Genomic DNA, 21,146 nt, shown 5'->3' with positions numbered 1-21,146 from the left:
CACGGACGCGGGTCCTCACCCCTGGACAAATAACGGCCGGGTCCGCCGCGACACTGCTACGGTGCCGTGTGCGGGCCCGGCTGCGTGACGGGTGACGTACGCCGGTCGGCGCATGCCCGAAGTAGCGTGTGGCACAAGGTGGTTGGGGGTTGCGTTCAGCGCGCGTACAGTCCCGCCGCCGCCCACCGACGGCGCTCTTTCCGGGTGTCCGGCGCCTCGCGCTCGCCCTGTGCGTACAGGGCGTCGATCTCCGCCGTATACGCCCGTACGATCGCCGCCCGCCGCAGCTTCCGCGACGGCGTCATCAGCCCGGAGTCCTGGCTGAACTCGCCCGGCAGCACACGGAACGCCCGGATCGACTCGGCCCGCGACACCGACGCGTTGGCGCGCGCCACCGCCCGCCGCACCTCGGCCTGCAGCTGCTCCTCCGGCGACGGTCCCTCGCCGGCCTCGCACGGCTCACCGCGCAACTGCCGCCACTGCTCCAGCGCCTCCGGATCCAGGGTGATCAGCGCGGTCACATACGGCCGGTTGTCGCCGACCACCACACACTGCGAGATCAGCGGATGGGTGCACAGCCGCTGCTCCAGCCCCTGCGGGGCCACGCTCTTGCCGTTGCTGGTGATGATGGTGTCCTTCTTGCGGCCGGTGATGACGAGATAGCCCTCCTCGTCCAGGTGCCCGAGGTCACCGGTCGGCAGCCAGCCGTCGTACAGCCCGTTGCCCGGCTCGCCGTCGTCGAGATAGCCGGCGAAGACCACCGGGCCACGCACCCACACCTCCCCGTCCAGCGCCAGATGCACCGCGCTGCCCGGCAGCGGCAGGCCCACCGTCCCGAACCGCACCCTGCCCGGCGGCTGCACGGTGATCGCCCCGGTGGTCTCCGTCAGGCCGTAGCCGTCGTAGACGGTGATACCGATGCCGGCGAAGAGCAGTCCCAGCTCCCGGAAGAGAGGTGAGCCGCCGGAGACCGCCGTGCGTACCCGGCCGCCGAGCAGCTCGCGGATGCGGGAGTACACCAGCCGGTCGTAGAGCGCGTGCCGGGCCCGCAGGAACGGGTCGGGGCCGCGCCCGGTGCCCTGCGCCTGCTCGGCGAGCGCCTCCGCGTGGCGCACCGCCACCGTCATCGCCGCGTCGAACGTCCGCTGCCGGCCCGCCCGTTCGGCGGCCAGCCGGGCGCGGGCGCAGATCTTCTCGAAGACGTACGGCACCGCGAACAGGAACGTCGGACGGAAGGACGCCAGGGCCGGCAGCAGCTCGTCCGAGGACGGGTCGGGCTGGTGCGCCAGCTTCACCCCGCCGCGCAGACACGCCACCTGCACCATCAGCCCGTAGACATGCGCGAACGGCAGAAAGGCCAGCAGCGAGGGGCGCTCGCCCGGCGCGGCCAGCAGACCGCCCCAGCCCGCGTAGAGGGTGTCGCACTGGGCGGCGAGATTGGCGTGTGTGATCACACAGCCGCGCGGGCGACCCGTGGTGCCCGAGGTGTGGACGATCGCGGCGATACCGCCCGGCGTGACCGCATGGCGCAGCCGGTGCACCTCCGCCTCGGGCAGCCGGGTGCCCTCCTCCACCAGCCGCTGTACGCAGTCCAGGTCCAGCTGCCACAGCCGGCGCAGCCGGGAGCGCTCGTCGCAGGCCTCCGCCACGGTCATGGCCTGCGCCTCGTTCTCGACGATGATCGCGGTGACCTCCGCCCCCGCGAGGATGCAGCGCAGTTGCTCGGCCGACGCGGTCGGGTAGACCGGTACGAGCTGGCCGCCGATGGCCCACAGCGCATAGCTGAACAGCGTCCACTCGTAGCGGGTACGGGACATCAGCGCGACCCGTGTGCCGGGCCGCACCCCGTCCGCCAGCAGCCCCCTTGCCAGCGCCATGACCTCGTCGCGGAATTCCGCCGCGGTAACCTCCTGCCAGTTGCCGGATCCATCGGTGTCGCGGCGGGCGAGCTGAGCGAAGTCCGGCTGGTGGGCGGCGGTTTCGAAGACGGAGTCGGCCAGACCGCCGGTCCGCAGTGGAGCCGCCAGGGCCGGAACGCTGATGTCGCGCACAGCACCTCCTAGGTGTTCCCCCTTGGTTCCCCCCTGGTCCACCGCCGTCCCAGCGGCAGCGAGGGCAAGTTACCGGCCGGTCTCCCGGCTGCCCAGATCTATGGCTACTCTTGAGCGGAAGACGACAAGTCTTGGAACGAGCCATACGCGAGGAGGGCGCCTGATGTACCGCATCGTCGATGCCTGGCGCCTCTACACCTCCGCGCTCTTCTTCCTCCTCGCCGGACTCCTGCTCGCGCAGAGCGGTCTGACGACGGCTCTGACCGCCGCCGCGACCACCGCCGCCGTGCTGCTCCTGTGCAGCGCCTTCCTGATCGCGGCCTGCGCCGGGCCCGTACCACCGGGCCGGATCCGGACCGCCATCCGCGACCGCGAGCGACGTACGGCCTTCCTTCCGCAGCGCGATCCCGATGCGGCCGGCCGGCCGCGCCCCCGAGCACCGGGCCGTCCCCTCCCGACGGCCGCGTAGGCGCACGCTCCGGGCAACACCCCGCTTTTGCGTCCGCGCGGCTCGTCACGCCGAATCCACATCCCGGCACGACGAGACCCGTGGAGGGCTCACCCATGTCCGTTTTCGGCTTTCTCGGCGATGCGCTGACGCGTGGCGCCCAAGCGATCGATCCGCTCTTCGGCACCGCCGCCATGGCCGTCGCCATCGTCCTCTTCACCCTTGGCGTACGCGCCGCGCTGCATCCGCTCGCCCGCGCCGCGGCCCGTGGTGAGAAGGCCCGCTCCGCACTCGCCCCGCAGATCGCCGAGCTGCAGCGCAAGCACAAGGGCAACCCCGAGCGGCTGCAGAAGGCGATGTCCGACCTCTACGCCAAGACCGGCTCCTCACCCCTGGCCGGGTGCCTGCCGACCCTGCTCCAACTGCCCGTCTTCTTCCTCATGTACCACCTCTTCTCCACCGGGGGCGGCGGGCTGCTCGACCACACGCTGCTGGGTGCGCCGCTCGGCGGCCACTGGCGCGAGGCGCTCGCCGACGGTGGTCTCTTCGGCCCGCAGGGCCTGGTCTACCTCGCGCTGTTCGCCCTGGTCGCGGCCGTCGCCACCTGGAACTTCCGGCGTGCGCGGGCCGCGGTGGCCAAGGCTCCGGCACCGGCCGCGGGCGGCAGCGGGGGGAGCGCCGCACTGCCCGGCATGGCCTCCATGGCGAAGGTGATGCCGCTGCTGTCGTTCGGCACGCTGATCACGGTGGCCGTGGTGCCGCTGGCCGCCGGGCTCTACATGGTCACCACGACGATCTGGACGGCGTGCGAACGGGCGCTGCTGCACCGGGACCGGGAGCCGGGTGCGCAGCGGTCGGCCGCCGTGGCCGTACCGGCCGAGGCGAAGGCGTCCGCACCGGCCGGCGACGCGTCCGGTGACGGCGCCGCGCGGCAGCGCTCCACCCAGCAGCGCTCCACCCAGCAGCGCCCCGCCCAGCAGCGTTCGCCGAAGAGCCGCGCGGCCCGGCAGCGGGCGGCCCGGGCCAGGGCCAATTCCCAGGCCAAGGCCCGCTCCGCCGGCGCCGCGAAGCCACGGGAGGCCGCCCCCGAGGAGATCGTTACTACCGCTCAGTAACGATCCAGTCCTTGAACGGGGTCTTGCGGACTGGACCCCGTTCTTGGAGGATCGGCCAAATCGCTCGATGGCCGTCCCCCATCGGCCGGCCCGGAAGGCCCCTTCCAGGGCCGACCTTCGACCACGGGAGTTGAACCGATGAAGCTGCTGCGTGTCGGTACGGTGGGGGCGGAACGCCCGGCGCTGCTCGACGAGACGGGGGTCCTGCGGGACCTGTCGGGCCTGGTGCCGGACATCGACGGAGCGCTGCTCGCGGACGACGGGAAGTTGGCCCGGATCCGTGCCGCCGCCGCGTCCGGCGAGCTGCCCGAGCTGGACGCCGCCGGGCTGCGCACCGGTCCGCCGGTCGGCCGGATCGGCAAGATCGTGTGCATCGGGCTGAACTACCACGATCACGCCCGCGAGACGGGGGCCGCGCCCCCCGAGGAGCCGATCATCTTCATGAAGGCCCCGGACACGGTCGTCGGCCCCGACGACACGGTGCTGGTCCCGCGCGGCAGCGTGAAGACCGACTGGGAGGTGGAGCTGGCGGTCGTCATCGGCCGTACCGCCCGCTACCTGGAGAGCGATGAGCAGGCGCTGGCGGCGGTGGCCGGCTATGCGGTGGCGCACGACGTCTCCGAGCGCGCCTTCCAGATCGAGCGCGGCGGCCAGTGGGACAAGGGCAAGAACTGCGAGACGTTCAACCCGCTGGGCCCGTGGCTGGTGACCGCCGACGAGGTGCCCGACCCGCAGGCGCTCGGCGTACGGCTGTGGGTCAACGGCGAGTTGAAGCAGGACGGCACCACCGCCGAGCAGATCTTCCCGGTGGCCGAAGTGGTCCGCTACGTCAGCCATTTCATGACGCTGTACCCGGGCGATGTCATCAACACCGGCACCCCGGCCGGCGTCGCGATGGGCCGGCCGGAGCCCAAGCCGTACCTGCGGGCCGGCGATGTCGTGGAGCTGGAGATCGACGGTCTGGGCCGTCAGCGTCAGGAGCTCAAGGACGCCTGACGCTGCGCTTGGCTGCCTTCCCACGTTTTCGGCTGTCCCGCCGTGGTGGTGGTTCACCGTTGCGCCTGCGGCGGGCGTGGGTTGTCGGGTGCGGTGACGGCCCTCCGGGGCAGGGTGTCCGGACTGCTTCGCTTTACGTCCGGACACCCTGCCCCTCCGGCCCGTCCCCTCCCGTGGGTGGGTGGGGAGAGGCCGGTGGGGGGCGGGCGTGGTCCGTCGGCTGCGCGCGCGTGATCGCTTATGTGCACCCCCACCGGTCTTTTTCCCTCCCCAACGGGAGGGGGCGGACCGCAGGACGGAGGGCCGGTTCCGCAGTCGAACAGCCCCGCGCAGCGGCACCAGCCCGCCGCGTGCGCGCCCTTTAGGCCGTGGGGGAGCAACGGCGGGACCGCCGAACACGCGGGGATCAGCGAAGCGCAGCGGAGGGGCCCGCCTCGACCCGCACCGTACGGCCTTCGGCGGCCGAGAGCTTGGCGGCCTCCAGGACGCGCAGCGCGGCCGCGGCCTCGGTGGCGGTCACCGGCGGCTCGCCGCCCTCGCGCAGGGCCCGGGCGATCGCGGCGTAGTACGCGGGGTAGTCGCCCGGGAGGGTCGGCACCGGCTCACCGCCGCCGTTGCGCGGGGACGCCCCGGCGCCCATCCGGCCCCAGCGGGACTTCGGCTCCACGCCCCACTCCTCGCCCTCGTCGCCGGGGCGCCGGCCCTCGCGCAGCGCCTCCTCCTGTGGGTCCAGGCCGTGCTTGGTGTAGCCCGCCTTGCTGCCCAGCACCCGGAAGCGGGGGCCCAGCAGGGCGGCGGTGGCGCTCACCCACAGATGCGAGCGGACGCCGCCTGCGTGGGTGAGGGCGATGAAGGTGTCGTCGTCGGCCTCCGCACCCGGGCGGCGGATGTCGGACTCGGCGTAGACCTGGACGACCGGGCCGAAGAGAGTCAGCGCCTGGTCGGCGAGGTGGCTGCCGAGGTCGTAGAGCAGCCCGCCGATCTCCGCCGGGTCGCCGGACTCCCGCCAGCCGCCCTTGGGCTGCGGCCGCCAGCGCTCGAAGCGGGACTCGAAGCGCTGGATGTCGCCGAGCGCGCCGTCCTCGATCAGCTTGCGGACGGTGCGGAAGTCGTTGTCCCAGCGGCGGTTCTGGAAGACGGAGAGCAGCAGCCCGCGGTCCTCGGCGAGCGCGGCGAGCTTCTCCGCCTCGGCGGCGGTCGCGGCCAGCGGCTTGTCGACGACCACCGGCAGACCGGCCTCCAGCGCGGCGGTGGCGAGCGGCACATGCGTCTTGTTCGGCGTCGCCAGCACGATCAGATCGAGGTCGGCGGCGCGGTCGAGCACCGCCTCCGGGGTGTCGACCGTACGGACCTGCGGATGCTCGGCGCGGGCCTGCGCCTGCCGTTCCGGATCGGCGGTCGAGACGGTGTCGAGCAGCAGGTCTTCGGTGGCCGCGATCAGCGGGGCGTGGAAGACCGAGCCCGCCAGGCCGTAGCCGATGAGGCCGACGCGGAGCGGGCCGTGGGGGGTGGAGGTGCCGGTGGAGTCGCTCATGCCCTCCACTTAAGCAACGCTGTTGCCAAAGTGCAAGCGATGCGGACAATGGGTGGGTGAGCAGCAACGACATCACCCACGGCGGCTTCACCGGCAACCCGGGCGCCAACCTCCCCGCACTCCGCGGCCACAACACCGCGCTGGTGCTGGGGCTGCTGCGCGCGGCCGGCGAGGAGGGGGTCAGCCGTCTGGAGCTCGCCGCGCAGACCGGCCTCACCCCGCAGGCCGTCAGCAAGATCACCGCACGGCTGCGGGCCGAGGGGCTGGCCGCCGAGGCGGGTCGCCGCGCCTCCACGGGCGGCAAGCCCGCCACCGTCCTACGGCTGGTCCCCGGTGCGCGGCACGCCGTCGGGCTGCATCTGGACCGCGATGAGCTCACCGCCGTACTCGCCGACCTCGCCGGTGACGCGGTCGCCGTACGGCGCGCCCCGCTGGCCTTCGAGGCGGGCGCCGAACAGGTCCTCGCCACCGCGGCACGGGAGGTCGCGGCGCTGCGTGCGGCGGCCGGCGGCCCGTTGGTCCTGGGAGCCGGCGTGGCCTGCCCCGGCCCGCTGGACCACACCACCGGAGTGCTGCACCGGGTCACCGGCGCGCCCCGGTGGGACGGCTTCCCCCTACGGGACGCGCTCGCCGAACGCCTCGGTCTGCCCGTCGCGCTCGACAAGGACACCAACGCGGCCGCACTCGGCCTGGCCCAGGGCATACGGGCCGGCGCCGGCTCCTTCGGCTATCTGCACCTGGGCACCGGCCTCGGCGCCGGACTCGTACTGGGCGGCAGCCTCTACCGCGGGCCGCGCACCGGCGCCGGTGAATTCGGCCACCAGGTCGTGCAGTTGGACGGGCCGCTGTGCGGCTGCGGGCAGCGCGGCTGCATCGAGGCGCTGTGCCTGGCGGCGGTGGCCCGCGGCGATCTGCCGGGCGCGGCACACGCACTGGGTGTGGGCGCCGCCAACCTCGTCGAGCTCCTGGACATCGACCGTGTGCTGCTCGGCGGCCGGACCGTACTGGAAAACCCCGACGCCTTCCTGACCGGCGTGGCCCAGGCCCTCGCCACCCAGGCCCGCCTCCGCGGCCGAACCGGGCCCGGCACCGGCCTTGCGGCCGCGGTACCGGTGGCCCTCGCCCGGGGCGGCGCGCGGGCGGTCGCGGACGGGGCCGCGGAGCTGGTGCTGGCACCGCTGTTCGGGGCGTGACAGCCCGACCTCGCGGCGGGGCGGGGCGCGGAGATCTACGCGGAGGTGGCCGGCTTCGGCGTCCTGGCCGAGCCGGCTCCGCGCTCAGACGCGGACATCGGCGGCGTGGCGTTCGGCCACGATGCCGCCCCACTGCTCGGCGAACGCACCCCAGAGCGCACGCAACCTGGTCTCCTCGCGAGCCACCTCCGCGACGACACCGGCGGGGTCGAGTCCGAGGGCATGCAGCGCACCGACGTCCGACGTCCCCCAGGTGCGGATGTCGTCGGCCAGCACCTCGGGGTGGAACTGCACACACCAGACAGCTGTGCCGATCCGATACGCCTGGTGGGCGCAGCGCTCGCTGGTGAGCAGCGGAACGGCGCCCTCGGGCAGGGTGCTGGTCTCTTCCCAGTGCCATTGCACCGCGCGCAACCACATGCCCGGGTCCGCGAGGGGTCCGAACAGCCGGTCTCCGGCGGCCTCCTGGAGTGGCATCAGTTCACAGAGCCCGACCTCGGGTCGTGCGGCGTGCCGGACCTCGCCGCCGCAGGCCACGGTGAGCAGTTCCATACCCAGGCAGATCCCCAGCGTGGGCAGGTCCCGGTCCACGGCCTGCCGCAGCAGTTCCCGCACCGTCGGAAGCCAGGGCGCCTGCTCCTCGTCGTGCGGGCCCATGGATCCGCCGAGGACCAGCAGCGCGTCGTGGCCGTCCAGAGTCCGGGGCAGCACGTCTCCCGCCCAGGGGCGGCACAGGTCGATCACCAGCCCCTGCCCGGCCAGGCGTTCACCGACCTGGGCCGGGCCCGTACCGTCCTCGTGCTCGACGACGAGCACCCGCGCGCCGCTCACAGTCGCCCCGCCTCGACGATGCGGCGCAGGAAGGCGCGGGTGCGCTCCTGCTGCGGGTCGCCGAATATCTGCTCCGGCGGCCCTTCCTCCAGCAGTACGCCCTGATGCAAGAAGCACACCTTGTTCGACACCTCCCGGGCAAAGCCCATCTCGTGGGTGGCCAGCAGCATGGTCATGCCGCCTTCGGCCAGTTCGCGCACAATGGCCAGCACTTCGGCGACGAGTTCGGGGTCGAGGGCCGAGGTGATCTCGTCGAGCAGCAGGGCGCGTGGCCCGGTGGCCAGGGCGCGCACGATGGCCACGCGCTGCTGCTGCCCACCCGAGAGCTGATCGGGCATGCTGTCGGCCTTGTCGGCGAGGCCGACCCGCTTGAGCAGCACGCGGGCCTGTTCCTCGGCCATGGCCCGCGGCACCCCGCCCACGCGCATCGGCCCGAGTGCGACGTTGCGCACCACGCTCATGTGCGGGAAGAGATTGAAGTGCTGGAAGACCATGCCGACATCGCAGCGCAGCCGGTCCAGGTCGGTGCCACGTCCGGAGGCGGCATCACCGTCGACCCGGATCTGACCCGCGCTGATCTCCTCCAGCCCGTTGATGCAGCGCAGCAGGGTGGACTTGCCGCTGCCGGAGGCGCCGATCAGGGTCACCACCTGGTGCTGTTCCACGTTCAGGTCGATGCCTCGGAGTACGGGGACGTCCCCATAACTCTTGTGCACCGCGTCGATCTCGATGAAGGCCATGTCAGGCTCCCTTGCCGCGGCGCTGCTCACGGGCCACAAGCCGGTCGACCAGCCGGGCCTGCGGAATGGTGATGAGGATGAAGAGCGCCGCGACCACGGTCACCGAGGAGAGGTTGAAGTGGTTGGAGGCGAAGATCTTCGACTGGTTGAAGGCATCGATGGTGCCGATGACATTCACCAGCGCGGTGTCTTTCTGCAGGCTGATGAAGTCATTGAGCAGCGGCGGTACGACGCGGCGGGTGGCCTGTGGCAGCACCACATGGCGCAGTGTGGCGCTCTGCGAGAGGCCGAGCGAACGGGCGGCCGCACTCTGTCCGGGCGCGATGGACTCGATGCCGGCCCGGAACACCTCGGCGACGTACGCGCCGTAGGTGAGGGTGAGCGCCAGGATCGCGAACCAGACCGGGCTGAGCGAGCTGAGGAACGGCACCTTGGCCAGCGGCAGTCCGAAGCCGATCAGATAGATGATGATGATTGCCGGTACGGCACGGAAGCCGTCGATGTAGGTGGTGGCGAGCAGCCGCAGCGGGCGGCCGGCCCGGCCCGGCGCCATCCGGGCGAGGGCGAGCGCCAGTCCCCAGATCAGGATCAGCACCTGAGCGACGACGGCGATGAACAGGTTGGTACCGAAGGCGGAGGCGATCTCCGGGATACTGATCCCGATCACTTCGCCGTCGAAGAACGTTTGCTGCACGGCACGGTCGTTGGCGAACAGGAACCAGACCGCGCCGAGCAGGACGAGTGCGGTCAGGCACCAGCCCAGTACGGTCCAGGCGTCCTCGCGGGCCTCGGACGCGGCCCGCCGGGCGTCGGCCCGCCGGTCCTCGGACCAGGCCTTGGTGGCTGTACGGCTCGAACGCACCGCCCGTAGCGCGGGCCGCAGTTGCGTGAGGACGGCGGCGGCCACCACGAGGGCGCAGACGGCCACCGGCAGGCTGAAGCCGGGCAGGGCCGCGCTCACGGACCGCGCGGTCGCCGCGGTCAGCGCCACGGCGACCAGGACGCCGGCCACCGCGGCGGCCGCGAGCGGCAGGGCCGGCCGGGGCGGGGTGGCCACCCGCGGCGTGGTCCGCTCGGTGGTCAACAGATCGGATGTGACGGTCACTTGGCGCTCCAGGTGGGGATTGCGGACGGGTCTCCGCCGAACGCCTTGGTCAGGTAGGTGGAGGAGAGTTTGTCGAGCGTGCCGTCCTTCTTCATCGCCTCGATGGCCGCGTCGAGGGCGGAGGAGTTCTTGCTGCCCTTGGGGTAGAGCGCTCCGTAGGACTCGCCGGTGTGGTACTGACCGATGACGCGGAGCTTGCCCTTGGACGCCTGAGCCTTCCCGAGCACGATGGCGACGTCGGTGAGCGCGGCGTCGATCTGGCCTGCCTGGAGGGCGGCCTGCAGCTCGACATCGCCGGTGAAGACCTTCGGTTGGCTCTTCGGGCGGAGGTGGTCGCGGACGAAGTCAGCGCCGGTGGTGCCCTGCTTCACGCCGAGCCGCAGGCCCGCGATGTTCTCTTTGGTGGCCTTGGACTCCGATGTCACCAGGACGCCGATGTTGGAGGCGAAGTACGGGGCGGAGAAGTCCACCACCTTGCGGCGGGGGGCAGTGATGGAGATTTCGGCGAGCGCCATGTCGAAGTCCTGGGCCTTGCCCGCGACGAGCGCATCGAAGGACACATTGCGCACGGTGAGCTTGGGCAGACCGGCCCGGTAGGCGAGATTCGCGGCCATGCAGTACTCGTAGCCGTCTGCGATCTGCCGCACGGTGTCGCCGTTCCACCAGCCGGGGCTGGGGAGGTCACCGACGACGGTGAGGGTGTCCTTCTCGACGGTCGTGAGGTGGATCGAGCCGCGGGCTCCGGTCACCTTGCACTTGCCGTAGTCGCGGGACCCCTTGGAGTCGGTGGTGTGGGTGGTGGAGTCGCCGCTGCCCGCCGCGGAACCGCCGCATGCGGTGAGGGCTGCCAGCATCAGAGCGGTGAGTGCGGGCACGGCAGACGTACGGATGCTGCGCATGGTGCTCCTAGGGAAAGTGCTGGGAACCAGTGGTGCGCTACAGTGCCCAAAACGTTTTGGGCACGTCAAGACCCCGAGCTCAACGCAACAAAAACGTTTTGGGCACCAAGGTCGGAAAGCGGGTCTCCGGCACCCTCTGGAGGCCGCACGGTGAACGACACGGAGAGGCGGACCGCGGCATGACCAGCCGGAAATCGACACGGGCCGAGACGGCGGGCCGGCGTCCCGGAATCCGCGATGTGGCGCGGGCCACCGGGCTGTCCATCACCACGGTGTCCCACGCCCTCAGCGGTAAGGGACAGATCGCCCCGGCCACCCGTGAGCGGGTGCGCAGCGCCGCCGAGAAGCTCGGCTACCGCCCCGACCCCGTCGCCCAGGGTCTGGTGTCCGGGCGCACCGGCATCATCGGGCTGGCCGTCGGCCATATGACGGACCGCCCGTGGGCCAGCACCTACCGCCCGTACTACGCGGCGTTCTCTGCCGGGGCCACCATGGCCGCGGTCGAGCGCGACTACGCCCTCGTCGTCGTCCCGGGCGACCCGGCCTCCGGGCTGTGGGCCCGGGTTCCCATGGACGGCCTGATCATCGTCGACCCGGTAAGGGAAGACCCACTGCTCGCCGACTGTGCGCGCCGCGGACTGCCAGTGGTCACCGACGGCCGGCCCATCGATCCGGGGTACGAGGATGTGCCCACCGTGGAGAGCGACTTGGAGAGCGGCATGACCGAGGTCCTCGGTTTTCTGCGGGACGCCGGCGCCACCCGGGTCGGTCTCCTCTCGGGAGCCGAACCCGATGCGTACACCCAGGATTCCGAGCGCCTCTACCGCCAGTGGTGCGGCGCGGCCGGGCAACCGCCGGTCGTGGAGACCCCGGCCGCCTCGGAAGACGTGGTGGAGGCGGCGCTGCGACTGCTGTCCGGCCCCGGACGCCCGGACGCGGTGTATGGCCTCAACGAGACCTACGGCCAGGCCCTGGTGGTCGCGGCACGACGGCTGGGCCTGAACATCCCCGACGATCTGATGATCAGCGTGATGCGCGAGAGTGACCAGTCAGAGGGCGCCGGGGGCTGGGACGTGCCGCTGGTCGCGCTGAACCTGGACGCCCGGCGCCTGGGTGCCGAGTCCGTCGCGATGCTGATCGACGTACTCGACGGGAAGGCACCGCGCAAGGTGGTGGTCCCGTGCACCGTGGTCGTACACGACTCCAAGTGCCGCCCCTGAGCGGTGCGAGGCCGACATACAGCTCTTGGCGCAACGCCGGCACGCGGTCGGCTCCGTGCCGTGGGAGGAAGGGCGGTCGCTCCGAAACGCCGAAGGACGCGCCGGCGAGTACACCCGACCAAGCCCTACCAGTGCCGCATCAGGACTCCGGCCGGTACCTCGTCAGGGCTCCCGCGGTTCCTGGATGCGGCCGCCCTGGTGCGAGGATCACGCCGTGGAGTTCCCGTACGGCCAGGATCCTGGCGCACCCATCAGGTCCGGCGTCCCCGAGCACGGACGCATTCCCAAGTACTACGCGGCCAAGGTCGAAATCGCCGCGCTGCTCGACGAGTTGGGCGAGGGCGAGGTGCTGCCCACCGAGCGTGAGCTGGCGGCGCGCTTCGAGGTCTCCCGCGAGACCCTGCGCCAGGCGCTGCGCGAGCTGATCCTGGAGGGGCGGCTGCGGCGGCTGGGGCGCGGCACGGTCGTCGCCGGGCCCAAGCTGGAGCAGCCGCTGTCCCTGGCCAGCTATACGGAGGGCGTACGCGGCCAGGGGCGCGAGCCGGGGAGGCATCTCGTCGGCCTGGACCGGTTCCCGTGCCCGCCGGTGCTCGCCGGTGATCTGGGGCTCGAAGTGGGCGATGCCGTGTGGCACATGGAGCGGGTGCTGCTCGCCGACGATGAGCGGGTCGGGCTGGAGAGCACCTATGTCGCGGTCGAGCGGGTGCCGGACCTGGCCGCCGACTTCGAACCGGACTCGTCCTTCTACGCCTACCTCCACCAGCGGCTCGGCATCGGCTTCGGTGACGCGGACGAGCGGCTGGAGACCGTACTGGCCACCCCGCGCGAGGCGCTGCTGATCGGTACGCCGGGCGCGCTGCCGATGCTGCTGATCCATCGTCTGTCACGGGACACACAGGGGCGTCCGCTGGAGCGGGTGCGCTCGCTCTACCGGGGGGACCGGTTCTCGTTCACCACCCACTTGGGGAAGCCGACGCCGGGCTGAGGCGGCCGTCCGCGGTCCGTAACCCGACCCCCTGAATATCACGAGAAGATAACGGGTCTAGGCCAACTTTGAGGCCCTGTTCACCATCGCGTCGCCGAGTCGCCCCCCACGGGCCACCCACCGCCACGACCGTCTGGGGCATGCGAGTCATAGTTGTCGGAGCCGGCGTGCTGGGAACCATGCACGCCTGGCACGCGGTCGAGCGGGGCCACGAGGTCCTGCACATCGAGCGGGAGGCCGAGGCCCGCGGCGCCTCGGTCCGTAACTTCGGACAGATCTGGGTCAGCGGCCGGGCCGGCGGCGAGGAGCTGGCCACCGCGCTGCGCGCCCGCGAACTGTGGGAGGGCATCGGCGCCCGCGTCCCCGGGATCGGCTTCCGTGCCATCGGCTCGCTGACCGTCGTCAAGAACGACGCCGAGCGGGCGGTCGCCGAGGCCGCCACCCGCCGCCCCGACGCCGCCGCCCGCGGCTACGAGCTGCTGGACGCCGACCGGGCCCGCGCCCTCAACCCCGCCCTGCGCGGCGAGTTCGCCGGCGCCCTGTGGTGCGAGCGGGACGCCGCCGTCGAGCCCCGGGTCGCCCAACGCGCCCTGAAAACAGGGCTGTTGGAGTCGGGCCGGTACACCTACCTCGGCGGCCGCGAGGTCCGTGAGGTGGTCGGTGAGCGCGCCGTACGCGACGACCACGGCGATCTCCACCACGGCGACGCCGTCATCCTGTGCACCGGCGCCTGGCTCGGCGGCCTGGTCCGCGAGCTGATCCCCGACCTCCCGGTGCGCCGCGTACGGCTACAGATGATGCAGACCGACCCGCTCGGCGAGCCGCTGACCACCTCCGTCGCCGACGCCGACAGCTTCCGCTACTACCCGGCCTACGCGAGCGACGCACTGGAGGCGATGGCCGCCGCGCAGTCCCAGGCGCCGACCGCCGCCGAGCACAAGATGCAGCTGCTGATGGTCCAGCGCGCCGACGGCGGACTGACCATCGGCGACACCCACGAGTACGAGACGCCGTTCGCCTTCGACACCGTCGAGGAGCCGTACGAGCATCTGACCGGCGTCGTCGAGTCGATCCTGGGCCGCCCGCTGCCCCGCATCCGCCACCGCTGGGCCGGGGTGTACGCGCAGTGCACGGACACGTCCCGCGTCGTGCACCGGCAGCAGGCCCGCGACGGCGTCTGGCTGGTCACCGGGCCCGGCGGGCGCGGCATGACCTGTTCCCCGGCGATCGCCGAACAGACCGCGAACGAACTGGGCTGGTGAGTGAGTTGACCGACAACACCGACAACGCCGACAACACCGACAACGCCGACAACGCCGACAACACCGACAACGCCGACAACACCGACAACGCCGACAACACCGCGATCGAACTGGTCGTCCTCGACATGGCCGGCACCACCGTCGCCGACGGCGGCCTGGTGGAGCAGGCCTTCGACGCCGCCGCCCGCCACCTGGGCGTCGAACCGGGCAGCGCCGACCACGCCGAGAAGCTCGGCTATGTACGCGCCACCATGGGCGAGTCCAAGATCTCCGTCTTCCGCCACCTCTTCGGCGACGAGAGCGCCGCCCGGCGCGCCAACACCGCCTTCGAGACGGCGTACGGGGAGCTGGTCGACGGCGGCAGGATCGCGCCCGTCCCCGGCGCCCGCGAGGCGATCGAGGCGCTGCGGGCGGCCGGCCGCACCGTCGTGCTGTCCACCGGCTTCGCCCGGGTCACCCAGGACGCCATCCTCGACGCACTCGGCTGGCAGGACCTGGTCCCGCTCACCCTCTGCCCGGCCGACGCGGGCGGCCGCGGCCGCCCCTACCCCGACATGGTCCTCACCGCGCTGCTGCGCACCCACGCCACCGACTCCGTCCGGCGGATCGCGGTGGCCGGTGACACCTCGTACGACATGCTCTCCGGGCGGCGGGCCGGCGCCTCGGTCGTCGCCGGTGTGCTCACCGGCGCACACGACAGGGAGCAGCTGGAGTCCGCCGGCGCCACCCATGTCCTGGGTTCGGTCGCCGAACTGCCCGCGCTGCTGGGAGTGGTGTGAGATGACCGTCCCGGCCGCCGCGGCGCCCGCCCGGGCCGTCGCCCCCGACGCGAAGGCCCCCGCGTCGGGCATCCGCTTCGACAATGTGTCCGTCGCCTACGGGAAGCGCGGCGAGCACACCGTTCTGGACTCCTTCGACCTGACCGTCGAGCCGGGTGAGGTGATGGCGCTGCTCGGCCCGTCCGGCTCCGGCAAGACCACCGCGCTGCGGGCGGTCGCCGGGTTCGTCCGGCCGGTCTTTGGGCGGGTGCTGATCGGCGGCCGGGACGTGACCGGGCTGCCGCCCTACAAACGGGGCATCGGCATGGTCGTCCAGCAGTACGCGCTGTTCCCGCACATGAAGGTCGCCGAGAACGTCGCCTTCGGCCTCAAGGCGCAGAAGACGCCGCGCGCCGAGATCCCCGGCCGGGTCGCCGAGGCGCTGGAGATGACCGGGATGGCCGCCTACGCCGGGCGGCACCCCCGGGAGCTGTCCGGCGGCCAGCAGCAGCGGGTCGCCATCGCCCGGGCGCTCGCCATCCGCCCCGGGGTGCTGCTGCTGGACGAACCGCTGTCCGCGCTCGATGCCCAGCTGCGCTCCGGCATGCTCGCCGAACTCGCCCGGCTGCACCGCGAGTTGCCCGACGTATCGATCCTCTACGTCACCCATGACCAGATCGAGGCGCTGACCCTGGCCGACCGGATCGCGGTGCTGGAGGCGGCCCGGCTGCGCGACTGCGGCACCCCGCAGCAGCTCTACCGGCGCCCGCGCACCGAGTTCACCGCCTCCTTCGTCGGTACGGCGAATCTGCTGCCGGTGACGGTGCGCCGGGGCGGCGACGGCGACGGCAGCGGTGACGGTGTCGACTTCGCCGGCCGGAGGCTGACCGTGCCGGTCGGCGACGACGTGGCCGAGGGCGCCACCGCAACCCTGTGCGTACGCCCGCATCTCATCGGCCTGGGTGAGAGTCCGCAGGCGGACGGCAACACGCTGCGCGGCAGGATCACCGAGGTGCAGTGGCGCGGCTCGACCCACCGTCTGTACGTGGCGGTCGACGGCCACCGGGTCATGGCCGATGTCCGCGAACTGCGCGAAACCCCGGCGCTCGGCGACGAGGTCACGCTGCACTTCGCCCCCGAGGACGCGGTCCTCATCCCGGCGGGGCTCGCGGAGTCCCCGGCGGGGCTGGCCGAGTCCCCGGCGGGGCTGGCCGCGTCCCCGGCGGGGCTTGCCGCGGACGGGGCACCGGATGCCTGACACGGAACCGGGCCGCACCAAGGCCCTCTGGGCCCTCCCGCCCGTCGCCGCCCTCGCCCTGGTCTTCCTCTACCCCCTGACCCTGGTGGTGTGGCAGTCCGTCACCCCCGAGGGCGGCGGCCACTCCACCGCCCCCTACACCCAGGTCTTCGCCGAGGCGTCCTTTCGCGACGCCCTCACCACCACCGTGCTGATCGCCGTAGGAGCGACCGTCGGCGCACTCCTGCTGGGCCTGGCGCTCTCCCTCGTGATCGCCTTCGTCCCGTTCCCCGGAGGCAAGGCGCTCACCCGCTTCATCGACATCTTCCTCGCCTTCCCCTCCTTCCTGATCACCCTCGCCCTGCTCTTCCTCTACGGCACGGTCGGCATGGCCAACGGCCTGTGGACGGATGTGACGGGCGCCGCCCACGGCCCGCTGGACTTCCTGCACACTCCCTGGGGCGTACTGCTGGCCGAGGTCACCTACTTCACCCCGTTCGTGATGCGACCGCTGCTCGCCGCCTTCTCGCAGGTGGAGACCGGGCAGGTGGAGGCCGCCGCATCGCTGGGCGCCCGGCCGTGGCGGATCGCAGGGAAGGTGATCCTGCCGGAGGCGCTGCCCTCACTCGCGGCGGGCGGCGCGCTGGTCCTCGTCCTCTGTCTCAACGAGTTCGGCATCGTCCTGTTCACCGGCGCCAAGGACGTCGTCACGCTCCCGATGCTCGTCTACACCAAGGCGATTCTCGACGGTGACTACACCGGAGCCTGCGTCGTCGCCGTCGTCAACATCGCCCTGTCCGTCGCGCTCTACGCCCTCTACCGGACCGTGATGTCCCGTACGGGCGGCGGCGCCGGCTCGCGCACAGGAGGTGCGCCACACCGTGCTGGTGCATAGCAAGCCCGCCCGCCGGGCCGTCCACACCCTCTTCTTCCTTCTCTTCGTCCCCGTCTTCGCACTGCCCCTGCTGGTGATCGTCGCCGCGTCCTTCGCGAGCAGCTGGAGCGGAGCACTGCCCTCCGGCGCGACCCTGGCGCACTATCGGGACATCGCGCAGGGCGATGCGCTGAACGCCCTGCTCACCAGCGTCCTGACCGCACTGACGGCGAGCATCGCCGCGCTCACCGCCGGCACCTGGGCCGCCCTCGCCGCCGAAAAACTCGGCCGTCGCACCCGCCGTCTCCTCGACGGCCTCTTCCTCCTCCCCGTGGCCGTCCCCTCCGTGGTCGTCGGCCTCTCCCTCCTCGTGGCCTTCTCCCGGCCGCCCGTCCTGCTCAACGGCACCCCACAGATCGTGATCACCGCCCACACCGTGCTGGTCACCGCCTTCGCCCACCAGTCCGTGACGGCCGCACTGGCCCGTCTCGACCCGGCGTACGAACAGAGCGCGGCCGGCCTCGGCGCCCGCCCCGCCTACGTCCTGTGGCGGGTCAAACTCCCCCTGCTGCTGCCGTCCCTCACCGCGGCCGCCGGCCTCTGCTTCGCCCTCTCCATGGGCGAACTGAGCGCCACGATGATGCTCTATCCCCCCGACTGGATGCCCCTCCCCGTCCAGATCTTCGCCGCCACCGACCGCGGCTCCCTCTTCGCGGGCGCCGCACTGGCCGTGGCCCTGATGGCCACCACCCTGCTCGTCCTCCTCGGCGTCTCCCGCATCCGCACCAAAGCCTCCTACCGCTAGGGCCTGTCTTCAAAGTCCCGTCTGCCTCGCGGCGCCTGGCACGCACGCTCACCGCGTTGTCGGGATCATCCCGGTACACCCAGTACCGGGACGACCCTCCGCCTTGCGATCGCACGCACCAGACGCCGCGAGGCCCGCCCTACGGGCGAACGACGGGACTTTGAAGACAGGCCCTAGCCCAACGCCCTTGCCGCCCTTAGGAGTTACCGCGCCATGTCACCCTCCCGCCCCCTCCTCAAGCCGCTCGCCGCCTGCTGTGGCGCCCTCACCCTCGGCGCCACGCTCACCGCCTGCGGCGGCGCCTCCACCGCCGACCCCAACGCCAAGGAGATCACCGTCTACAGCGCCGACGGCCTCAAGAGCGAGAAGGGCGACGGCTTTTACGACACGGTCTTCAAGGACTTCGAGAAGAAGACCGGCATCAAGGTCAACTACGTCGAGTCGGGCTCGGGCGCGGCCGTCCAGCGGCTGGTCCGCGAGCGCGCCAACACCAAGGCGGATGTGATCGTCACCCTTCCGCCGTTCATCCAGCAGGCCGACGGCAAGGGCCTGCTGGACACCTACCGCCCCAAGGGCTCCGACCAGGTCGCGGCCGCGGACAAGGACCCGGCCGGCAGGTGGACCTCGATCGTCAACAACTATTTCTGCTTCATCTACAACAAGAAGGAGCTGAAGCAGGCCCCCGCCACCTGGCAGGACCTGCTGGACGCCACGTACAAGAACAAGCTCCAGTACTCCACGCCGGGTGTCGCCGGCGACGGCACCGCCGTCCTCATCAAGGCCCTGCACGACTTCGGCGGCCAGGGCCCGGCCATGAACTTCCTCAAGAAGCTCCAGGCCAACAACGTCGGCCCGTCCTCCTCCACCGGCCAGCTCGCCCCCAAGACCGACAAGGGCGAACTCCTGGTCGCCAACGGCGATGTCCAGATGAACTACGCCAACATGAAGTCCATGCCGAACCAGGGCATCTTCTTCCCCGCCGCCGAGCCCGGCGCCAAGCCCACCACCTTCGCGCTCCCCTACGCCGCCGGCCTGGTCAAGAACGCCCCGCACAGCGCCAACGCCAAGAAGTTCCTCGACCACCTCCTCTCCACCCCCGTCCAGCGCCAGGTCTCCTCCGTCGGCGGCGGCTTCACCTCCCGCAAGGACGTCAAGCCCACCGACCCCCACGCCACCGAACTCGCCAAGATCATGAACGGCGTCGACATCTTCCACCCGGACTGGAACGACATCGACGAGAACCTGGACACCTATGTCGATGCGTGGAGGGCGGCTACGGGGGGCTGAGCCGCTGTTCGCTGGTGAGCCGTGCCCGCCTTCCCGGGCGGGCACGGGACTCACTCGCCGGTGAACTCGTACTGCACCTCGTAGAGGTGTCCTGCCTTGACCATCGCTGTGACCTCGATGGGCCGTTCGTGGTCGCTGTAGACGACGCGGAGGGTGCGCAGCACGGGCAGATCGCCCGGCAGCCGCAGCGCTGTGAACTGCTCCTGGGTGGGCACCCGGGCCGAGACCCGGTCCACGCTGAGCCGGGGCGGGTATCCCAGCTCAGCGAGGAGGACCGGGGTACCACCCTTGATCTTCTGGCGCTTCGTGATCGCTGTGCCGCGCGCTATCTCTATCGGGTAGTAGGAGCTCACGAGTTCTACCGGATCGTCGTCGATCAGGAGAAGCTGGTGACGGAGCAGTGCTGTGCCACCCTCTGGGAGCTTCAGTAGCGCGGACACATCGGCCGGTGGAGCGACTTCCGCTACCCGGAGCAGCTTGCTGCGCGCATGGCTGCCGTGCGTCTCGGCTTCTGTGAGCCATCGATAGCGATCGCCGGCGGTGGCCGGGGCCATGTACGAGGCGGGCCGCATGGTCCGCTGGCGGCGTTCACGTACGGAGACCGATGCTCCCGGGCGTCCGATGACCAAGCGTTCGTCCTTCAGGAGCCGCAGGGCCTTTTGAACAGTTGCGTTCGAGGCGCTGAACCTCGCTGTGAGCTGGGCTGTGGACGGTACTTTGGCGCCGGGCGCGAGGTCGCCATTCATGATCTCGTCACGCAGATCGGCGGCGATCCGCTCGTGCAGTGAGCGGCTGTCGAAGGTGTCGGTCTCGTCGTTCGGCACGGTCATCAGATCCTGACGGTGTAGCGCAGTTGCTGAAGCTGGGCGGGCATGACCATCTTGTCCACCTGGATCGGCCGGTCCTGAGCATCGAACGTGAGCCGGAGCAGCTGCATGACCGGCTGCGTCAATTCGGCCTCCAGGGACTCGGCTTCCTCGCTGTTGGGCAATCGTGCGCTCACGTCCTCGCGGGCCCGGACCCCGGTATACCCGAGTTCGGCGAGCAGCGTGATCGCCCCTCCCGGGATCTTCGCCGTCCCGGCGAGACGGGTGCCGCGGGCGATGGCCAGTGGGTAGTAGGTGTCCGTCAACTCGCAGGGTCGTCCGTCGAGGTACATGATGCGTCGGCGTACGACGACACCGTCCCCCTGCTTCAAGCCCAGCGCCTCCACGATCTCGGCGGGTGCGGCCACTTCCCCCGCCTGCACGATGCGCTGGCTGCCCCGGCGCCCTTCGGCTGCGGCCTCGGCACTCCAGGCGTCGGGCTGTCCTTTCTCCCGTGGAGTCAGGTACGGCACTGACGTGCTGATCCATTCGACACTGCTCACGGTGCCCTCCGAGGTGACGGTTATTCCACCAACCTTGCCGGAACGAGGCGGAGGTCCACCATGTCCCTGCAGCATCCACAGCACGCCCGGCTTCTGCCGTGGTCAGGCCCTGAAGGCAAACGCTGCTACGTCTTAGGTGACGGAAGCGGCCCCGTATCGCGTCTGGTCGACGAGATGGAGGCGGCGCAGCTCGGAATGGGGGCCGACTTACTCGGCCACGCCCGAGAGATGCTCAACGACCGCCGGGTGTCGAACGGCGAGCTGCGTTTCCTCGGTGAGCGGCTGACCGAGGCACTGCGCGACGTCCTGCGGATCGCCGAGAGCCGGGGTGCGGGGCGTGCTGTGGCCGCGGAAGATCAGAAGTGATCGTCGGGGTCACGTCACCCTGGGCTGACTTACGCTGGGGGACGTCGACCGTACGTACGACGCGTGGGTCA

Annotated in this window: 21 protein-coding genes; 13 read left to right on the top strand and 8 right to left on the bottom strand. The window is 71.4% G+C overall.

The window, feature by feature from the left end; all coding sequences use genetic code 11:
• Positions 1 to 155 precede the first annotated feature (155 nt).
• Positions 156 to 2,051, bottom strand: coding sequence for an AMP-dependent synthetase/ligase (locus KI385_RS17555; RefSeq protein WP_238573136.1), 1,896 nt, complete (start codon positions 2,049 to 2,051; stop codon positions 156 to 158).
• A 163-nt stretch (positions 2,052 to 2,214) separates the two neighbouring features.
• Between KI385_RS17555 and KI385_RS17550 the strand changes: the two genes are divergently transcribed.
• The 3 genes from KI385_RS17550 (at position 2,215) to KI385_RS17540 (ending at position 4,610) form a co-directional block, all read left to right on the top strand.
• Positions 2,215 to 2,520, top strand: a complete 306-nt coding sequence (locus KI385_RS17550) for a DUF6412 domain-containing protein (protein WP_238573135.1) — start codon at positions 2,215 to 2,217, stop codon at positions 2,518 to 2,520.
• Between the two features lie 95 nt (positions 2,521 to 2,615).
• Positions 2,616 to 3,614: a YidC/Oxa1 family membrane protein insertase gene (locus KI385_RS17545; protein WP_342593458.1), complete on the top strand. Its 999-nt coding sequence runs from the start codon at positions 2,616 to 2,618 to the stop codon at positions 3,612 to 3,614.
• A gap of 138 nt (positions 3,615 to 3,752) precedes the next feature.
• Positions 3,753 to 4,610, top strand: coding sequence for a fumarylacetoacetate hydrolase family protein (locus KI385_RS17540; protein WP_238573134.1), 858 nt, complete (start codon positions 3,753 to 3,755; stop codon positions 4,608 to 4,610).
• Between the two features lie 406 nt (positions 4,611 to 5,016).
• On the opposite strand, the gene KI385_RS17535 is transcribed toward KI385_RS17540, so the two are convergent.
• A complete protein-coding gene (locus tag KI385_RS17535; RefSeq protein WP_238573133.1) occupies positions 5,017 to 6,144 on the bottom strand; it encodes a Gfo/Idh/MocA family oxidoreductase in 1,128 nt (375 codons plus the stop codon).
• 56 nt (positions 6,145 to 6,200) lie between these two features.
• On the opposite strand from KI385_RS17535, the gene KI385_RS17530 reads away from it, so the two are divergent.
• A complete protein-coding gene (locus KI385_RS17530; protein WP_238573132.1) occupies positions 6,201 to 7,337 on the top strand; it encodes an ROK family transcriptional regulator in 1,137 nt (378 codons plus the stop codon).
• Between the two features lie 84 nt (positions 7,338 to 7,421).
• On the opposite strand, the gene KI385_RS17525 is transcribed toward KI385_RS17530, so the two are convergent.
• Genes KI385_RS17525 through KI385_RS17510 form a run of 4 tightly spaced genes read right to left on the bottom strand, consistent with a single transcriptional unit; the run spans position 7,422 to position 10,912 of the window.
• Entirely contained in the window at positions 7,422 to 8,168 is a 747-nt protein-coding gene (locus KI385_RS17525) for a type 1 glutamine amidotransferase (RefSeq protein ID WP_238573131.1), read from the bottom strand.
• Positions 8,165 to 8,908: an amino acid ABC transporter ATP-binding protein gene (locus KI385_RS17520; protein WP_238573130.1), complete on the bottom strand. Its 744-nt coding sequence runs from the start codon at positions 8,906 to 8,908 to the stop codon at positions 8,165 to 8,167. Before KI385_RS17520 ends, KI385_RS17525 begins: the two co-directional genes overlap by 4 nt.
• A gap of 1 nt (position 8,909) precedes the next feature.
• Positions 8,910 to 10,013 (bottom strand): amino acid ABC transporter permease, encoded by a 1,104-nt coding sequence (locus KI385_RS17515; RefSeq protein ID WP_238573129.1) that lies wholly within the window; start codon positions 10,011 to 10,013, stop codon positions 8,910 to 8,912.
• A complete protein-coding gene (locus KI385_RS17510) occupies positions 10,010 to 10,912 on the bottom strand; it encodes an ABC transporter substrate-binding protein (protein WP_238573128.1) in 903 nt (300 codons plus the stop codon). The genes KI385_RS17515 and KI385_RS17510 overlap by 4 nt, the downstream gene beginning before the upstream one ends.
• Before the next feature lie 179 nt (positions 10,913 to 11,091).
• On the opposite strand from KI385_RS17510, the gene KI385_RS17505 reads away from it, so the two are divergent.
• The 8 genes from KI385_RS17505 to KI385_RS17470 all read left to right on the top strand — a co-directional run bounded on the left by KI385_RS17505 (position 11,092) and on the right by KI385_RS17470 (position 19,340).
• Positions 11,092 to 12,132, top strand: a complete 1,041-nt coding sequence (locus KI385_RS17505) for a LacI family DNA-binding transcriptional regulator (protein WP_238573127.1) — start codon at positions 11,092 to 11,094, stop codon at positions 12,130 to 12,132.
• A gap of 214 nt (positions 12,133 to 12,346) precedes the next feature.
• A complete protein-coding gene (locus KI385_RS17500; protein ID WP_238573126.1) occupies positions 12,347 to 13,117 on the top strand; it encodes a GntR family transcriptional regulator in 771 nt (256 codons plus the stop codon).
• A 140-nt stretch (positions 13,118 to 13,257) separates the two neighbouring features.
• On the top strand, positions 13,258 to 14,379 hold the full coding sequence (locus KI385_RS17495; protein WP_238573125.1) for a TIGR03364 family FAD-dependent oxidoreductase: 1,122 nt from the start codon (positions 13,258 to 13,260) through the stop codon (positions 14,377 to 14,379).
• 125 nt (positions 14,380 to 14,504) lie between these two features.
• Positions 14,505 to 15,158, top strand: a complete 654-nt coding sequence (locus KI385_RS17490; RefSeq protein ID WP_238577722.1) for a phosphonatase-like hydrolase — start codon at positions 14,505 to 14,507, stop codon at positions 15,156 to 15,158.
• Position 15,159: 1 nt separating this feature from the next.
• Positions 15,160 to 16,395: an ABC transporter ATP-binding protein gene (locus KI385_RS17485; RefSeq protein ID WP_238573124.1), complete on the top strand. Its 1,236-nt coding sequence runs from the start codon at positions 15,160 to 15,162 to the stop codon at positions 16,393 to 16,395.
• The gene (locus KI385_RS17480; protein ID WP_238573123.1) at positions 16,388 to 17,269 is read left to right on the top strand and encodes a 2-aminoethylphosphonate ABC transporter permease subunit; all 882 of its coding nucleotides are present in this window, start codon (positions 16,388 to 16,390) and stop codon (positions 17,267 to 17,269) included. The genes KI385_RS17485 and KI385_RS17480 overlap by 8 nt, the downstream gene beginning before the upstream one ends.
• Positions 17,256 to 18,053 (top strand): ABC transporter permease, encoded by a 798-nt coding sequence (locus tag KI385_RS17475; RefSeq protein ID WP_238573122.1) that lies wholly within the window; start codon positions 17,256 to 17,258, stop codon positions 18,051 to 18,053. The genes KI385_RS17480 and KI385_RS17475 overlap by 14 nt, the downstream gene beginning before the upstream one ends.
• A gap of 213 nt (positions 18,054 to 18,266) precedes the next feature.
• Positions 18,267 to 19,340, top strand: coding sequence for a 2-aminoethylphosphonate ABC transporter substrate-binding protein (locus KI385_RS17470; RefSeq protein ID WP_238573121.1), 1,074 nt, complete (start codon positions 18,267 to 18,269; stop codon positions 19,338 to 19,340).
• 50 nt (positions 19,341 to 19,390) lie between these two features.
• On the opposite strand, the gene KI385_RS17465 is transcribed toward KI385_RS17470, so the two are convergent.
• On the bottom strand, positions 19,391 to 20,170 hold the full coding sequence (locus tag KI385_RS17465) for a GntR family transcriptional regulator (RefSeq protein WP_238573120.1): 780 nt from the start codon (positions 20,168 to 20,170) through the stop codon (positions 19,391 to 19,393).
• Positions 20,170 to 20,709, bottom strand: coding sequence for a UTRA domain-containing protein (locus KI385_RS17460; protein ID WP_238573119.1), 540 nt, complete (start codon positions 20,707 to 20,709; stop codon positions 20,170 to 20,172). Before KI385_RS17460 ends, KI385_RS17465 begins: the two co-directional genes overlap by 1 nt.
• Positions 20,710 to 20,769: 60 nt before the next feature.
• Here KI385_RS17460 and KI385_RS17455 point away from each other — a divergent pair, with 60 nt between their 5' ends.
• A complete protein-coding gene (locus KI385_RS17455; protein WP_238573118.1) occupies positions 20,770 to 21,075 on the top strand; it encodes a hypothetical protein in 306 nt (101 codons plus the stop codon).
• Positions 21,076 to 21,146: the final 71 nt, after the last annotated feature.

Source organism: Streptomyces inhibens (assembly GCF_022221585.1).
GTDB classification, from domain to species: Bacteria; Actinomycetota; Actinomycetes; order Streptomycetales; family Streptomycetaceae; genus Streptomyces; species Streptomyces inhibens.
Note: the sequence above shows the minus strand (reverse complement) of the source record. Positions and strands in the feature narration are given on the sequence as shown.

Excerpts from the sequence above, each read along its gene's own strand:
- KI385_RS17550 (WP_238573135.1), top strand. The coding sequence starts at position 2,215 with ATGTACCGCATCGTCGATGCCTGGCGCCTCTACACCTCCGCGCTCTTC.
- KI385_RS17545 (WP_342593458.1), top strand. The coding sequence starts at position 2,616 with ATGTCCGTTTTCGGCTTTCTCGGCGATGCGCTGACGCGTGGCGCCCAA.
- KI385_RS17540 (WP_238573134.1), top strand. The coding sequence starts at position 3,753 with ATGAAGCTGCTGCGTGTCGGTACGGTGGGGGCGGAACGCCCGGCGCTG.
- KI385_RS17535 (WP_238573133.1), bottom strand. The coding sequence starts at position 6,144 with ATGAGCGACTCCACCGGCACCTCCACCCCCCACGGCCCGCTCCGCGTC.
- KI385_RS17520 (WP_238573130.1), bottom strand. The coding sequence starts at position 8,908 with ATGGCCTTCATCGAGATCGACGCGGTGCACAAGAGTTATGGGGACGTC.
- KI385_RS17510 (WP_238573128.1), bottom strand. The coding sequence starts at position 10,912 with ATGCGCAGCATCCGTACGTCTGCCGTGCCCGCACTCACCGCTCTGATG.
- KI385_RS17505 (WP_238573127.1), top strand. The coding sequence starts at position 11,092 with ATGACCAGCCGGAAATCGACACGGGCCGAGACGGCGGGCCGGCGTCCC.
- KI385_RS17495 (WP_238573125.1), top strand. The coding sequence starts at position 13,258 with ATGCGAGTCATAGTTGTCGGAGCCGGCGTGCTGGGAACCATGCACGCC.
- KI385_RS17490 (WP_238577722.1), top strand. The coding sequence starts at position 14,505 with ATGGCCGGCACCACCGTCGCCGACGGCGGCCTGGTGGAGCAGGCCTTC.
- KI385_RS17485 (WP_238573124.1), top strand. The coding sequence starts at position 15,160 with ATGACCGTCCCGGCCGCCGCGGCGCCCGCCCGGGCCGTCGCCCCCGAC.
- KI385_RS17480 (WP_238573123.1), top strand. The coding sequence starts at position 16,388 with ATGCCTGACACGGAACCGGGCCGCACCAAGGCCCTCTGGGCCCTCCCG.
- KI385_RS17470 (WP_238573121.1), top strand. The coding sequence starts at position 18,267 with ATGTCACCCTCCCGCCCCCTCCTCAAGCCGCTCGCCGCCTGCTGTGGC.
- KI385_RS17465 (WP_238573120.1), bottom strand. The coding sequence starts at position 20,170 with ATGACCGTGCCGAACGACGAGACCGACACCTTCGACAGCCGCTCACTG.
- KI385_RS17455 (WP_238573118.1), top strand. The coding sequence starts at position 20,770 with ATGTCCCTGCAGCATCCACAGCACGCCCGGCTTCTGCCGTGGTCAGGC.